General features: G+C 41.1%; 16 protein-coding genes. 1 reads left to right on the top strand and 15 read right to left on the bottom strand.

What is annotated here, in order from left to right:
• Positions 1–71 precede the first annotated feature (71 nt).
• The 5 genes from Q0625_RS09675 to Q0625_RS09695 form a co-directional block, all read right to left on the bottom strand.
• A complete protein-coding gene (locus Q0625_RS09675; protein WP_298826410.1) occupies positions 72–440 on the bottom strand; it encodes an immunity protein in 369 nt (122 codons plus the stop codon).
• A gap of 72 nt (positions 441–512) precedes the next feature.
• Positions 513–884: a hypothetical protein gene (locus tag Q0625_RS09680; RefSeq protein WP_298826412.1), complete on the bottom strand. Its 372-nt coding sequence runs from the start codon at positions 882–884 to the stop codon at positions 513–515.
• Positions 881–1,129, bottom strand: coding sequence for a hypothetical protein (locus Q0625_RS09685; RefSeq protein ID WP_095909761.1), 249 nt, complete (start codon positions 1,127–1,129; stop codon positions 881–883). Before Q0625_RS09685 ends, Q0625_RS09680 begins: the two co-directional genes overlap by 4 nt.
• Positions 1,098–1,421 carry a peptidase gene (locus tag Q0625_RS09690; protein WP_298826415.1) on the bottom strand — a complete coding sequence of 108 codons (324 nt, stop codon included), beginning with the start codon at positions 1,419–1,421 and terminating at the stop codon, positions 1,098–1,100. Before Q0625_RS09690 ends, Q0625_RS09685 begins: the two co-directional genes overlap by 32 nt.
• A 1-nt stretch (position 1,422) precedes the next feature.
• Positions 1,423–2,151: an RNA methyltransferase gene (locus Q0625_RS09695; protein WP_298826444.1), complete on the bottom strand. Its 729-nt coding sequence runs from the start codon at positions 2,149–2,151 to the stop codon at positions 1,423–1,425.
• 78 nt (positions 2,152–2,229) lie between these two features.
• On the opposite strand from Q0625_RS09695, the gene lpxB reads away from it, so the two are divergent.
• Entirely contained in the window at positions 2,230–3,366 is a 1,137-nt protein-coding gene (gene lpxB, locus Q0625_RS09700) for a lipid-A-disaccharide synthase (RefSeq protein WP_298826417.1), read from the top strand.
• Here the strand turns inward: lpxB and Q0625_RS09705 are convergent.
• From Q0625_RS09705 to Q0625_RS09750, 10 genes are all read right to left on the bottom strand, one after another.
• A complete protein-coding gene (locus tag Q0625_RS09705) occupies positions 3,334–4,026 on the bottom strand; it encodes an LrgB family protein (RefSeq protein ID WP_298826419.1) in 693 nt (230 codons plus the stop codon). The two genes, lpxB and Q0625_RS09705, sit on opposite strands and share 33 nt — an antisense overlap.
• Complete coding sequence (locus tag Q0625_RS09710) at positions 4,013–4,381, bottom strand: CidA/LrgA family protein (RefSeq protein ID WP_298826420.1); 369 nt, start codon at positions 4,379–4,381, stop codon at positions 4,013–4,015. The genes Q0625_RS09705 and Q0625_RS09710 overlap by 14 nt, the downstream gene beginning before the upstream one ends.
• A gap of 216 nt (positions 4,382–4,597) precedes the next feature.
• The gene (locus tag Q0625_RS09715) at positions 4,598–5,707 is read right to left on the bottom strand and encodes a hypothetical protein (RefSeq protein ID WP_298826422.1); all 1,110 of its coding nucleotides are present in this window, start codon (positions 5,705–5,707) and stop codon (positions 4,598–4,600) included.
• Between the two features lie 121 nt (positions 5,708–5,828).
• Positions 5,829–7,142 carry an NADH:ubiquinone reductase (Na(+)-transporting) subunit F gene (gene nqrF, locus Q0625_RS09720; protein ID WP_298826423.1) on the bottom strand — a complete coding sequence of 438 codons (1,314 nt, stop codon included), beginning with the start codon at positions 7,140–7,142 and terminating at the stop codon, positions 5,829–5,831.
• Positions 7,126–7,863, bottom strand: a complete 738-nt coding sequence (nqrE, locus tag Q0625_RS09725) for an NADH:ubiquinone reductase (Na(+)-transporting) subunit E (protein ID WP_298826425.1) — start codon at positions 7,861–7,863, stop codon at positions 7,126–7,128. The genes nqrF and nqrE overlap by 17 nt, the downstream gene beginning before the upstream one ends.
• A gap of 20 nt (positions 7,864–7,883) precedes the next feature.
• Complete coding sequence (locus tag Q0625_RS09730; protein WP_298826427.1) at positions 7,884–8,531, bottom strand: NADH:ubiquinone reductase (Na(+)-transporting) subunit D; 648 nt, start codon at positions 8,529–8,531, stop codon at positions 7,884–7,886.
• 4 nt (positions 8,532–8,535) lie between these two features.
• Positions 8,536–9,279: a Na(+)-translocating NADH-quinone reductase subunit C gene (locus Q0625_RS09735; protein WP_298826429.1), complete on the bottom strand. Its 744-nt coding sequence runs from the start codon at positions 9,277–9,279 to the stop codon at positions 8,536–8,538.
• Positions 9,280–9,281: 2 nt separating this feature from the next.
• Complete coding sequence (locus Q0625_RS09740) at positions 9,282–10,508, bottom strand: NADH:ubiquinone reductase (Na(+)-transporting) subunit B (protein WP_298826432.1); 1,227 nt, start codon at positions 10,506–10,508, stop codon at positions 9,282–9,284.
• A gap of 19 nt (positions 10,509–10,527) precedes the next feature.
• A complete protein-coding gene (locus Q0625_RS09745; protein ID WP_276726295.1) occupies positions 10,528–11,031 on the bottom strand; it encodes a ClbS/DfsB family four-helix bundle protein in 504 nt (167 codons plus the stop codon).
• 16 nt (positions 11,032–11,047) lie between these two features.
• Positions 11,048–12,403 carry a Na(+)-translocating NADH-quinone reductase subunit A gene (locus Q0625_RS09750; RefSeq protein ID WP_298826441.1) on the bottom strand — a complete coding sequence of 452 codons (1,356 nt, stop codon included), beginning with the start codon at positions 12,401–12,403 and terminating at the stop codon, positions 11,048–11,050.
• Between the last annotated feature and the right edge of the window lie 293 nt (positions 12,404–12,696).

A 12,696-nucleotide genomic window follows, 5' to 3' on the forward strand; every position in this document is an offset into this window, starting at 1 on the left:
CATTTTCTCCAATTATTAGAAGAAAAAAATGCGAGATTTTTGTAAAATCTCGCATTTTTTGTTTTTGTGATTTAAATCTTTTCCCATTCAATAAAATTAGGTCTTTTCTGTGTCTTGAAAAAAGATTGGGCTACCTTGTAAAACTTATCAATAGGCAACACCTTGTCCTTGCTAAGGAATACCTCCGTTCCGTGTATATCCTCAACAAATACTTCTATACCCTCTTCTGTACCTCCTTTGCTAATATATTGCTCCTCTTCATCCAAATAGTAAATAACACACTTATTTTCTTTGACAAAAGCGGACAACTGAGGAAATCCTTTTTCCTTAAAAGTTAAAATAAAAAAATTGACCTCCTCTAAAAATCGCTTTCTTAGTAATATTTCTAATTCTTCAAGAGAATCCACAAGGTATTCTTGACTAAAATCATTTAAGTACATCTTTCTTACTAATTTTCAATATTTTAAAAAGACTACAATAGCTATGCGATTGACCTATTTCCCCTCTTATAATTAAGATAATATATACAAAGGAATTTGTTTTTGCTCAAAAAATTCTTTAAACAACATCAATACCAATCCATAATCATAACAGATGGTATTTTCATCATAAAAGTTTCCCCTTATCTCTACTTTATTATGAGTTTCAAGTCCTCTATGATAGCTGCGAGGATATTTCTCAGTAGGGTTATCAAGGTCTGTAGTATAATAAAGCAACAAATACTTGCCCTTATCTATTTGACAAGAGAGTGCATCCGAATCCCAACTATCCTCCAAAGATAAACGAAGCACTGCTTCTGTCTTCTTAGAAAGGGGAATAAGGTGATGTATTAATTCTTCCACAGAATTAACCATATACAACTGATTATCAATTGTTAGCATCATATATTTTCCAAAATATCTATAAGTGGTTCCAATATTTTCCCCTTAGGAGTAAGTTCATCATTGGCGTCAAATCCTTCTATATCAAGCTCATATACAAGCCAGTCTATAGCATCTTCTATATCTTTTTCTTGCATTTCGACACATACTTCATCCTCTTTAGAAGATAAGAGAGTACAGCAAGAAGAAGTTCCTTTTATGACCTCAATCAATAGGTTATATTGTGCTTGTGTTAGTACTATCTTCATTATCAAATATTTCTCTTTCGCAAAATCCTAAAGATAATAGTTTTTCCCTAAAAGCTGTAATAACAGTAGGTGGTGTTGCTGATTCATGTTTGATATTTACCAGCAATTTTGCTTTCTCCTCTTCATCTATATAAGCTTCTCCCTCTTTATAAAAATACATCCAACAGAAAAAACCATGATAAGAAATCGTTATTTCATCATATTCCTTATCTACTCGCACTATTTCTTCTTTGAGCTTTTCTCTTAAGTCACTGAAAGAAGTCTCTATCACAAAAAAACTCTCTACTGCCATCTTACTTTTTACTTTTTATCTGGCTCACTATAATCGCTCCTGCCATAGCTACATTGAGGCTTTCTGCCTGTTGTAACTTGCCAAAGCGTGGTATGGTAATAGCTCCATTGGCCAAAGCGGCAACCTCTGGACTTACCCCATTGGCTTCGTTGCCCAAGACAATTACACAATCCTCTGGAAAAGTAGTCGTATAAAGGTTTTCCCCCTCCAAGGTAGCCACATATACAGGTAAGTCACAAGTAACCAAGAAACCCGCCAAGGGCAGGTAATGCACCTCCACCCGTGAGAGCGACCCCATAGAGGCCTGTACGACCTTGGGGTTATAGCAATCCACCGTCTGCTCGCTACACAAGAGTGTCTCTATTCCAAACCAATCACATAGGCGAATGAGTGTACCTAAGTTACCTGGGTCTTGAATATTATCTAAGGCTAAAATAACTCCCTCTTGGAGTATCCCCTTCCTCTTGGGTTGGTGAAAGATAGCGATTCCCTCATCTGGATTCTTGAAGCTGGTCAGCTTCAAGAGGTCTTCCTTAGTCACAAGAGTCAGGGGGTGCCCAGAGAGAATAGGAGAGAATCTTTCTGTTGCATAGATAGCTTCAGCTTTATAGCCTGCTTGAAGGAACTCCACTATACTCTTTCTCCCTTCCACCACAAAAAGCCCTAGCTCATTACGGTATTTCTTTAGGGCGAGCTTCTGCATAAGTTTGAGTTGGTTTTTGCTTAGCATATTAGGATATAAATAATCGCAAGGCAAATATACAATTATTTTGGGAAAAATAGTACCTTTGCAAAAATATTCATCGCTATGAAATACTACCTTATCGCTGGTGAAGCCTCAGGCGACTTACATGGGGCAAACCTGATGCGGGCATTACAGCAAATAGACCCTAAGGCGGAGTTTCGCTTTTGGGGAGGTGATCGTATGGAAGCTGTAGGAGGAAAACTCGTGAAGCACTACCGCGATTTGGCCTTTATGGGTTTTTGGGAGGTAGTAACCAATCTCAGAACAATTCTTCGTAATATAGATTTTTGCAAACGAGATATTACACAGTTTCAGCCCGATGTGCTTATCTTCATAGACTACCCTGGTTTTAATATGCGCATTGCCAAATGGGCTAAACAGCGAGGAATTCCTACTCATTATTACATCTCCCCACAGATATGGGCATGGAAAGAAAACCGCATCAAAGCGATTAAAAGGGACGTAGATGCCATGTATGTAATCTTGCCTTTTGAAAAGGATTTCTATGAAGGCAAGCATGGGTATCCTGTGCACTTTGTAGGTCATCCGCTCTTGGATGCCATTGCAGCGAGAAAGGAGGTTAGCGAGGAAGTATTCAAAATAGAAAATGGCTTGGATCAGCGTCCTATTATTGCACTACTACCAGGCAGCCGAAAGCAGGAGATTGCCAAAATGCTCTCGGTGATGCTCTCAGTGGTAGGCAGCTACAATGAGTACCAATTTGTTATCGCAGGGGCACCCTCTCAGGAATATGACTTTTATAAGCAGTTTATCAAGGAAGAAAACGTACATTTTGTAAGTGGAAAGACCTATGACCTACTCGCTCACTCCTATGCGGCCTTAGTTACTAGTGGCACAGCTACCTTGGAAACAGCTTTATTGAATGTCCCCGAAGTGGTGTGCTACCGTGGTAATTGGATTTCTTACCAGATTGCCAAGCGAGTAATCAGCCTTAAGTATATCTCTTTAGTCAATCTTATTATGGATGCTCCCGTAGTTACCGAACTTATCCAAGGAGACCTCTGTACCCGAAACCTCAAAGCAGAATTGAACAAACTCTTAGACTCTGATTATAGGAAAAAACTCTTCAAGGATTACCAATCGCTACGAGAAAAATTAGGCAACCGAGGTGCCAGTGAAAGAACCGCTCAAGCTATTTACGATTCCTTACAAGATAAAAGGCATTACGATAGGAGCTAAAACAGCGGTAAAGACACCATTGAAGATCATTCCTAAGCTGGCGTAGATAGCGTGCTTTTCGCTGAGATTAAAAGCTGCCATAATCCCTAAAGCATGAGAGGCTGTCCCCAAGGAAATTCCTCGCCCCATCGGACTTTTGATACCTGTCCATTGGAGTACCTTGAAGCCTAAGATAGATCCCAATATACCTGTAACAATCACAGCAGCTACGGTAAGTGAAGTAATCCCATGTAGGGTCTTGGACACCTCAAGCGCAATAGGGGTAGTTACGGACTTAGGGGCTAAGGAACGAATGATATGCTCATCGGCACCTAATCCCTTAGCTATATAACATACAGAAAGAATCCCAACTAAGCTGCCTACAAACTGCGAGAGAAGCAGCGGCAGGAGTTGCTTCTTAATCTTAGGAAGCTGTTGGTATAAGGGTACCCCCATAGCCACAATAGAGGGTTTAAGCCAAAAATCAATATACATACCTGCATTGCGCTCATAAGTCTCATAAGAGATATTGAAGATCATCAGATACCCTATGAGAACCGAAACGGCAAGCATCACAGGATTTAGGAATACTGATTTGTATTTCTGTTGGAGCATAAGAACTCCGTAATATACACCAAAGGTGATGGCTAAAAGGACTAAAGGATTTTCAAATATTTTCATGGCCATGGTGATGTTTGGTTCTTTTGCGGATAAACTGATATACATGGCCTGTTACCACCATCACAATAATGGTACTGACAACAATAGCCACACTGATAGACCAAAAATTCTTAGCTATAAGGTCAAAATAAGCCAATATAGCCACGCTGGGAGGTACGAAAAACAATCCCAAGTGAGAGATCAACATATCTGAAAAAGCCTTGACCCAATGCAGCTTGATCCAGCCTAAGTGTAGAAAAAGGGTCAGTAGTATCATTCCTATAATACTGGAAGGAAAGTGAATCCCTGTAAGATAAACGATCAACTCTCCTAAGGCCAAACAGCCAAAGATAATAGCACAATATCTGATTAACATAGGATAGTGATTAAAACGGGCGCAAAATTACAACTTTAATGACAAATGACCAATGATAAATAACAAATCTTTTTCACCAATTATTTATCATTCATATCTTATCATTTGTCCCCTATCAAAATAGTATTTCTTCCCCTTGTAGATCACTTCATAAAAATGTTCTGTAATGGGCGTTACTAAGCTGTACCTGGCAGTCTTGCGCTTAAAGCGCTTTTCCTATTTTTGCTTCTCTCTTTCTCTGTATTTTTCAATTTTTTGCTGTCTTTTTCTTGCTTCTTTACCCATTGTTCCACACCATCCATAAGAAACCAAAAAAGGCTTTTCTTTCCTCACCCTTCCGTCTTGATCATAATAAAAAGCACCTTTTTCATTGAGTACTTCTAAATAATAGTCATGGTAATATACTTTCTTGACCTGCCCCAAGTCCAAGGGAACAAAATTGCTATTGTATACTTGCTCCTTACCTTGGTCTATAGTGGTGATAAAATGCCCTGTACAGAGGATTTGATCATAGCTCTTCCCTAATACATTCTGCCCTAAGAGATCTACAAGGCTTTGCTTTTCTCCTTTGCATATCCAAAAGAATGCTTGAGGATCTACTTTATAATGGGGCTCATCCATTTGGTAGGGAGTATCAGGCACCTCTATAGGCGAATAGGATTGTTTATAAAGCAATTGATCCCCTACTGTAGTAGGAACAAAGGCACAGTCGCCCTGAGAATGACTCAGAAGCAGATAGATACACCTTCCTGCTCCAAAGTCCAATACTACTGGAGAAAAATACTCATTTCTCTCCCCTCTTACAGGATACCAATCAGTAATCTTTTCATCCCTCCAGCTCACTCCATAGAAGGGAATAGGGGAAAAACTATCGGTAGCTTTCCCAAGTGTATATAAGCGGACTACATAGGGGTTTACAAACTGGAAATACAGCTTTTCCGTGGCTTTCTTTTCAATGAGATAGTGCTTGCCTTGTAAGTTGTGATAATTGGTAGGGCGTAACTCTGTTATGGATATCAGATTTCTCTTTTGAGATAATTCTTCAAGGGTATATGATTTTTTGGGCTCTCTATAGTCCCAAGCAGCGGTTTCTATAGTGTTGTGCCCACAGTAAACGTTTCTTTTTTTCTCCGTTTCACATAAGGGTAGCTTCTTAAAATTCAGATACACCTCTTCATATTTACCCTCGGTGTGCTGCTTATAGAAAGAAAGATGAGCAAAATCCTCACTATACCCTATAAGAGATATTCCCTCCGATGGGAGCGTATATTGGGAGAAAGCAAAGAGTGAAAAGTGAAAAACAAAAAATAGGAGTAAGGGTTTCATAAAGAAAGTATTAGAATAATTGAAGATACAAAAGTACTATTTTTTTAATAATTGCCCTCTGTGCTACAACAAAAAATCCGACCCATTGCTGAGTCGGATTTTTGTATCATGGAAAATTGTTTTAACCTCCAAAGTCGTCGAAACGAATGTTTTCGTCTGGCATACCGAAGTCTTGTCCCATTTTCTGAACAGCCTTGTTCATCATCGGAGGACCACAGAAATACAATTCAATATCTTCTGGTGCTTCGTGCTTGCTTAGGTATTGTTCGATTACTGCATTGTGTACGAAACCTAAGAAACCATCACCTTCTTTGTCGTTAATGTCTTTCTTCACTTTCCAATTGTCTTCTGGTAGTGGTTCAGAAAGCACGATAAAGAACTTGAAGTTAGGGAATTCTCGTTCTAGTTCGCGGAAGTGCTCTACGTAGAACAACTCACGCTTAGAACGACCTCCGTACCAGTAAGTTACAGTACGTCCTGTCTTCAATGTTTTGAAGAGGTGGTATAGGTGTGAACGCATAGGCGCCATACCTGCTCCCCCACCTACATACAACATCTCGGAGTTGGATTCGTTGATGAAGAACTCTCCATAAGGTCCGGAGATAGTTACCTTGTCTCCTGGTTTACGAGAGAAGATATAAGAGGAGGCTACCCCTGGATTTACATCCATCCAACCGCCTTTAGCTCTGTCAAAAGGAGGAGTGGCGATACGTACGTTAAGCATAATCTCACGTCCTTCAGCTGGGTAAGAGGCCATAGAGTAAGCACGCTCTGCAGGCTCTGGATTTTTCATCACTAGTGGCCATAGCTTGAACTTATCCCATTCCATTTTGAACTTCTCTGGCTCTCCTGGGTGTTCTACTGGGTGAGCAGTAATATCAATATCGGAGTATTTAACCTCACAAGGAGGGATTTCTATCTGGATATATCCTCCTGGTTTGTAATCCATATCTTCTGGAATTTCCACTACAAACTCTTTGATGAAGGAAGCCACATTGTAATTTCTCACTACGGTAGCTTGCCATTTCTTGATACCAAACACTTGTTCAGGTACCCCGATTTTCATATCTTGTTTTACTTTCACTTGGCAGGCAAGGCGTACCCCCTCTTTGAGTTCTTTTTTGGTAAAGTGAGGGGTTTCGGTAGGAAGTGCTTCTCCCCCACCCTCATACACGTGGCATTCGCACTGCAAGCAAGATCCCTTACCACCACAAGCCGATGGCAAGAATATCTTCTCGTTACCCAAGGTAGAAAGCAAGGAACCACCTAGGGGTACTTCTATTACCTTATCATTATTGATGGTAATCTTCACTGGCCCCGATGGGGTTAGTTTTTGTTTTACATAAAGCAAAATCGCCACTAACAAGAGGATTATTACTAATAATCCTACCACCGTTACCGTAATAGTTGTTAATATTTCACTTACTAAAATCATTACTTAAGTCTTTTGTGTTATTGGCTAATTTATCAGTTTTTACTTCTTGTTGAACGGTTGTGGTCTCTTTCTTAGGTTCTTCCTTCTTACTGCTTCCACCGGTGAGCATCCCCCCAAAGCTCATAAAGCCAATAGCCATAAGCCCTGTGGTGATGAAGGTAATTCCTAAGCCTCGCAAAGGTGCTGGTACATGAGAGTAACGTATTTTCTCACGAATGGCAGCCAAGGCTAAGATAGCAATTGCCCAACCCAATCCTGAACTGAATCCGTAAGCTACTGATAGTCCAAAGGAATGGATAGTTTCCTCACGAGATTGCATAAAGAGTGATCCCCCTAAGATAGCACAGTTCACCGCAATAAGTGGCAAGAAGATACCCAAAGAGTTATAGAGAGAAGGAGAAAACTTCTCAACAATAATCTCTACCAACTGTACCATGGTAGCTACCGTTGCGATAAAGAGGATGTAAGTAAGGAAGCTCAAGTCATAGGAGGCGTATTCCTCTCCGAGCCATGATAACGCTCCTTCTTTGAGAATATATTGATTGAGCAAATAGTTCATAGGCACTGTAAGGGTTTGCACGAATATAACGGCAGCTCCCAATCCTATAGCTGTAGATACCTTTTTAGATACCGCCAAGTACGAACACATACCCAAGAAGGTAGCGAAAATCATATTCTCTGAGAATACAGATTTAAATATCAGTGTTAAATATTCTAACATGTTCTTTTCGTTTTAAGTGATTAATGACCTTCTTCTATAAGGGCTTTGTTACGTGAACGTTGTACCCATACTACAATACCATAAGTTACCAAGGCCATAGGGGCCAAGAGCATAAAGCCGTTGTTTTCATAACCCAAGGCATATACCCCTGTTTTCTTGATAGGGTCTCCCAATATTTGGAAACCGAGCAAGGTTCCTGAACCTAAGAGTTCGCGGAAGAAAGCTACGATAAGTAAAGCAATAGAGTACCCTCCTGCGTTTCCAAGAGCGTCAAGGAAAGACTTTCCTGGAGGATTTCCTAAGGCAAAAGCCTCAAAACGTCCCATCAAAATACAGTTGGTAATAATAAGCCCTACATATACTGATAGCTGTTTGCTTAGGTCATATACATAGGCTTTGAGCACGAAATCCACCACAATTACCAAGGCAGCCGCTACGATCAGCTGGGCAATGATACGAATCTTAGGTGGTATCACATTTCTAAGCAAAGAAATGGCTACGTTCCCCATGGCCAATACGAAGGTAAAGGAAAGGCTCATCACGATTGCCGCTTTAAGCTGTGCTGTAATAGCCAAAGCTGAACATATCCCTAATACCTGTACCGTTACGGGGTTATTATCCCATAGGGGATCCTTTACTAATTTAATATCTTTTTTTGTTAGTCCCATAGTCTTATTGGTTTAAACTTTTAATATAGGCTACATAAGGAGAAAGTCCGCGTGCGATCATCTCTGCTACTCCGTTTCCAGTAAGGGTGGCTCCAGCGATGGCATCTACCTTTCCGTCCTCTTTACGTTTGTTTTCTGGGTCTGCGTTGCTCTTTGAGATCTGAACACTCTGGAAGGCGCCATTGGCATCCAAGACATGCTCTCCTATGAAATCATCCATGAAGAAGCGTTCCTTGATATTGGCTCCCAAGCCGGCAGTCTCTCCTTTGTGGTCAAAGAATACTCCTTGTATCACAAAATCTTTATCTACGGCTATATAACCCCAGATAGCATCCCACAATCCACGTCCGCTTACAGGAATGATATAGAGAGTCTTTCCTTCTTTCTCTCCTACATAGAGAGGAAGTCCTGGGCGGTGTCCGTTGAAGTTGATAAGGTCTTCAGCTCCTTTTACTTCCTTAGCGGTATTGCTTTGAGGATCTATAAGGTACTGTGCCTTTACATATTTGTCAAACTCAGTATTGGCCTCTGTAGTAGTGAGGAAAACTACTTTACCTTCCCCAAGGGCGCCTTCATTATGATTCACACCCATGGCATAAAGGATATTTTGCTTTTTCTCCAATTTCTTGTTTTCACTGATCTGGCCGCTAAGTGCGGAAGAAATCCCCGCCAGCAAAGCCCCTACGATTACCACCATGACAATGGCGAAAATCACTGTATATGAATTACTTTCTGTCTTGACTGCCATAATTATGCGGTTTTAGTAGTTAGTTTTAAGCGTTTTTTACGGCGAGACACATTGGCCTGTACCACAAAGTGGTCTATGGTAGGTGCCAATACGTTCATCAGCAAGATAGCGAGCATCACCCCTTCTGGATAAGCAGGGTTGAAGCAACGTATCATAATGGCAAAGAAGCCAGCGAAAAAGCCGTAAATGTATTTCCCTGTATTGGTCTGTGCAGCTGTTACCGGATCGGTAGCCATGAAGACGGCTCCAAAAGCCAAACCTCCGATAAGCAAGTGCTCATAAGCTGGTAAGTTCCACAAGGCGTAGAACTGGGTTCCTTCCATATTTGGTGCCAAGCAGTTAAAAATACTTCCCATTACAAAAGCCCCTACAAAGGTGCTAAGGATAATACGCCAAGAAGCTATCTTGGTGTAGATAAGGAACAAAGCTCCTAGTAGGATAAGCAAGGTGGAGGTCTCCCCTACTGAACCTGGGATAAACCCATAGAAGAGGTCAGATAGTTGGTAAGTACCTGTCTGCCCTTGAGCTAAGCTTCCCAAAATGGTCTCTCCTGATACAGCATCAAGTTGGGTACCACCGGCGATTTCATTGGCTCTGCCCAAGGCACCTTCTACCCATATCTTATCCCCTGTCATATAAGTAGGATAAGCGAAGAAAAGGAAAGCACGAATGGTAAGGGCAGGGTTTACGATATTCATACCAGTACCACCGAATACTTCCTTACCGAGGATCACCCCGAAAGCTACTGCTGTGGCAAGCATCCAAAGAGGGATATCAATAGGTACGATAAGAGGAACTAGCATCCCTGTTACTAGGTAACCTTCCTCTACTTCGTGCTTGCGGATAGTTGCAAAAACGAACTCTATCCCCAAACCTACAAGGTAAGAGACAATCACCAAGGGAAGTACTTTCATAGCTCCTATACAGAAGTTTGCCCCACTCCAGAAGTCTCCACTGAAAAAGGACATACCTGCTTGAGATTTCAAAGTACCAAAAGCCACTTGGTGTTGGTATCCTGCATTGAAAATACCAAAAATCAAGCAGGGAATCAGCGCCATAATCACGGTGTTCATAGTCCGCTTTAGGTCATCTGCTGCCTTAATGTGAGTACCCCCATGGGTTACCTCATTAGGCGTATAAAGGAAAGTGTGGAGCGCATTGAAGGTCGTTTCCCACTTGGTTCCCTTATACTTTTCTTTTAGTGTATGTAATTTACTTTTTAAACTCATTTTATTATGAATAAGTTAATTATTTCTTTTTTATGGATTTGCGAATTAGTTTTAAAGCCCAATCATAATGACTTGATGTTGCTGAAACTAAGTAAGAGCCTAAAGATGTACTCCCCGTCCAGTGATACTTTTTCTTAGTGAAAAGCTCCTCATCTGTGTGTTTCTGTATAAGTTGAAACACTTTGTTATGAGTGGCTTCAAAAAGTGAGCGTATCTCAGTAAGTGACACTCCTTGACACTGCTCCCATATCTCTCGGTTGAGCTTAGGGGTGTCAGAAAAAGTATAGCCTTCTTTGGGTATTTTGGGTTTCTCACCTCGCATCCCTACCTCGTACCAGTTTAGGAATAATAAATGCCAATGATACAAGTGACCTATGACATCACGAATATTCCTATTCATAGTACCTTCCGGAAATGCTTTTTCTCGCTCTTTGTCTGATAGTGCTTCTATCAAAGAAACTAACTTCTGATAATTTTCTTTGGCTAAAGCCTCTAAATCTTGCTTCGTTGCGGGTCTGGCCATTATGCTATAGCAACTTTTATCCCAATTCGTCCATCATCAAATCCAAACCGTCTCTGATGATTTGCTGGTGTGGCTGTTTGGACACACATACAAACTCGGTCAAGGCAAAATCCTCAGGGGCTACTTCATAAGCTCCTAAGTTTTCCAATTCGTCCAAATCCTTATACAAGCAGGCTTTGAGCAGCTGCATTGGGTAAATATCTAGTGGGAATACTTCCTCATACATACCTGTTACCACAAAGGCGCGTTGCTCTCCATTGGTATTGGTGTTGAGGTTGTATTTCTTATTCGGGCTAAGCCAAGAGAATGTCAAGGCACGAGTGAGGGAAATCTTGTTGCTTATAGGTTTTGCCCATCCTAATAGGTCGTAGTCATTGCCTTCAGGAATGGCTGTGATTTGGTCATCATAGAAGCCTAAGTAAGTATTTTCACACACTTTTTGACCTGTAAGTACATCCCCGCTGATGATACGGGTATTAGCTGGATCTTTTACGCCTGCTCCTACCACACTCTTGATCTGTGCACCTGCAATAGCTGTTACATAGTGAGGGTTCTCCATAGAAGCTCCTGTAAGGGCTACTGTACGTGTAAGGTTGAGCTTACCTGTAAGGAAAAGCTCGCCTATAACTACCAAGTCTTGTGGAGCAACCACCCATACCACTTCTCCCTTATTGATAGGGCTGATTTTAGCGATTTGAGTACTTACGTTACCTGCAGGGTGCGGCCCTGATACGTTGTGCAATACGATATCCTTAAGGCTGCGGAAAGGAGAAAGGGAACTGTCCTTGAAGACAGAAACATGCACCTTGCCCGTAGTAAGTTTGGAGAGGGCGGTAAGTGCCACCTGCAATTCTTTTTCCTTACCCTTGAGCGCATAGTCATAATCAGGGGCAAGCGGATTGGTCTTGCAAGCCGAGATGAAGATTGCCTTAGGCTGGCTGTCAGGGCTAGCTATCACGTCGTACGGACGTTGCTTGATCAGTGGCCAGCAACCTGCCTTAAGCAAGTGTTCCTTAATTTGCTCTGGTGAGAGCGCATTTACCTCTTTCTCTCCAAAGTTTTGGAAAGACTGAGTAGCATCGGGAGTAATTCTGATTTCCAGAATTTTACGGCGTTCTCCACGGATAATTTCCGTGATAGTACCACTAACGGGAGAAGGGAATAGCACCCTTTCATCTCTTTTGTCGTAGAAAACGGCGTCTCCGGCTTTGAGTGTTGCCCCTTCGCGTGCAATGAGCTTAGGGATTACGCGGTGGAATTCAGCAGGCTTAATACCATACACCGCAGCCTGTGGAGCAGGCTTGGTAATGGCTTCAGCCTTTCCTTCCAGCTGAATATCCAATCCTTTTCTAATACGGATGTCGCTTGACATAGGATATAAATTAGTTAGTTTCTTAAAAAGTCGTGCAAAAGTATCATTTTTTTTTGAATTAATTAGTACGAAATTCTTATTTTAACAACCTTATTTCCTTATTTATATTCTTTATAAATTAGCCGATTTAATTTGCCTATTTATCAATATCTCAATGAACTTACCCCCCATTAATTCATCAACTCATTACCCCCATCAACTCATCAGCTAATTGGCTAATCGTCTCATTGACTCATCAGCTAATTATCTTATCATTTTCTTAAAAAGCACATGACTATAACCCATTGAATACA

This window comes from uncultured Capnocytophaga sp. (genome assembly GCF_938029845.1).
Taxonomy (GTDB): Bacteria; Bacteroidota; Bacteroidia; order Flavobacteriales; family Flavobacteriaceae; genus Capnocytophaga.

Coding starts and splice junctions, on each gene's coding strand:
- Q0625_RS09675 (WP_298826410.1), bottom strand. CDS start 440: ATGTACTTAAATGATTTTAGTCAAGAATACCTTGTGGATTCTCTTGAA.
- Q0625_RS09730 (WP_298826427.1), bottom strand. CDS start 8,531: ATGGGACTAACAAAAAAAGATATTAAATTAGTAAAGGATCCCCTATGG.
- Q0625_RS09705 (WP_298826419.1), bottom strand. CDS start 4,026: ATGAAAATATTTGAAAATCCTTTAGTCCTTTTAGCCATCACCTTTGGT.
- Q0625_RS09690 (WP_298826415.1), bottom strand. CDS start 1,421: ATGGCAGTAGAGAGTTTTTTTGTGATAGAGACTTCTTTCAGTGACTTA.
- Q0625_RS09750 (WP_298826441.1), bottom strand. CDS start 12,403: ATGTCAAGCGACATCCGTATTAGAAAAGGATTGGATATTCAGCTGGAA.
- Q0625_RS09735 (WP_298826429.1), bottom strand. CDS start 9,279: ATGGCAGTCAAGACAGAAAGTAATTCATATACAGTGATTTTCGCCATT.
- lpxB (WP_298826417.1), top strand. CDS start 2,230: ATGAAATACTACCTTATCGCTGGTGAAGCCTCAGGCGACTTACATGGG.
- nqrF (WP_298826423.1), bottom strand. CDS start 7,142: ATGATTTTAGTAAGTGAAATATTAACAACTATTACGGTAACGGTGGTA.
- Q0625_RS09710 (WP_298826420.1), bottom strand. CDS start 4,381: ATGTTAATCAGATATTGTGCTATTATCTTTGGCTGTTTGGCCTTAGGA.
- Q0625_RS09680 (WP_298826412.1), bottom strand. CDS start 884: ATGATGCTAACAATTGATAATCAGTTGTATATGGTTAATTCTGTGGAA.
- Q0625_RS09745 (WP_276726295.1), bottom strand. CDS start 11,031: ATGGCCAGACCCGCAACGAAGCAAGATTTAGAGGCTTTAGCCAAAGAA.
- Q0625_RS09685 (WP_095909761.1), bottom strand. CDS start 1,129: ATGAAGATAGTACTAACACAAGCACAATATAACCTATTGATTGAGGTC.
- Q0625_RS09740 (WP_298826432.1), bottom strand. CDS start 10,508: ATGAGTTTAAAAAGTAAATTACATACACTAAAAGAAAAGTATAAGGGA.
- Q0625_RS09715 (WP_298826422.1), bottom strand. CDS start 5,707: ATGAAACCCTTACTCCTATTTTTTGTTTTTCACTTTTCACTCTTTGCT.
- nqrE (WP_298826425.1), bottom strand. CDS start 7,863: ATGTTAGAATATTTAACACTGATATTTAAATCTGTATTCTCAGAGAAT.
- Q0625_RS09695 (WP_298826444.1), bottom strand. CDS start 2,151: ATGCTAAGCAAAAACCAACTCAAACTTATGCAGAAGCTCGCCCTAAAG.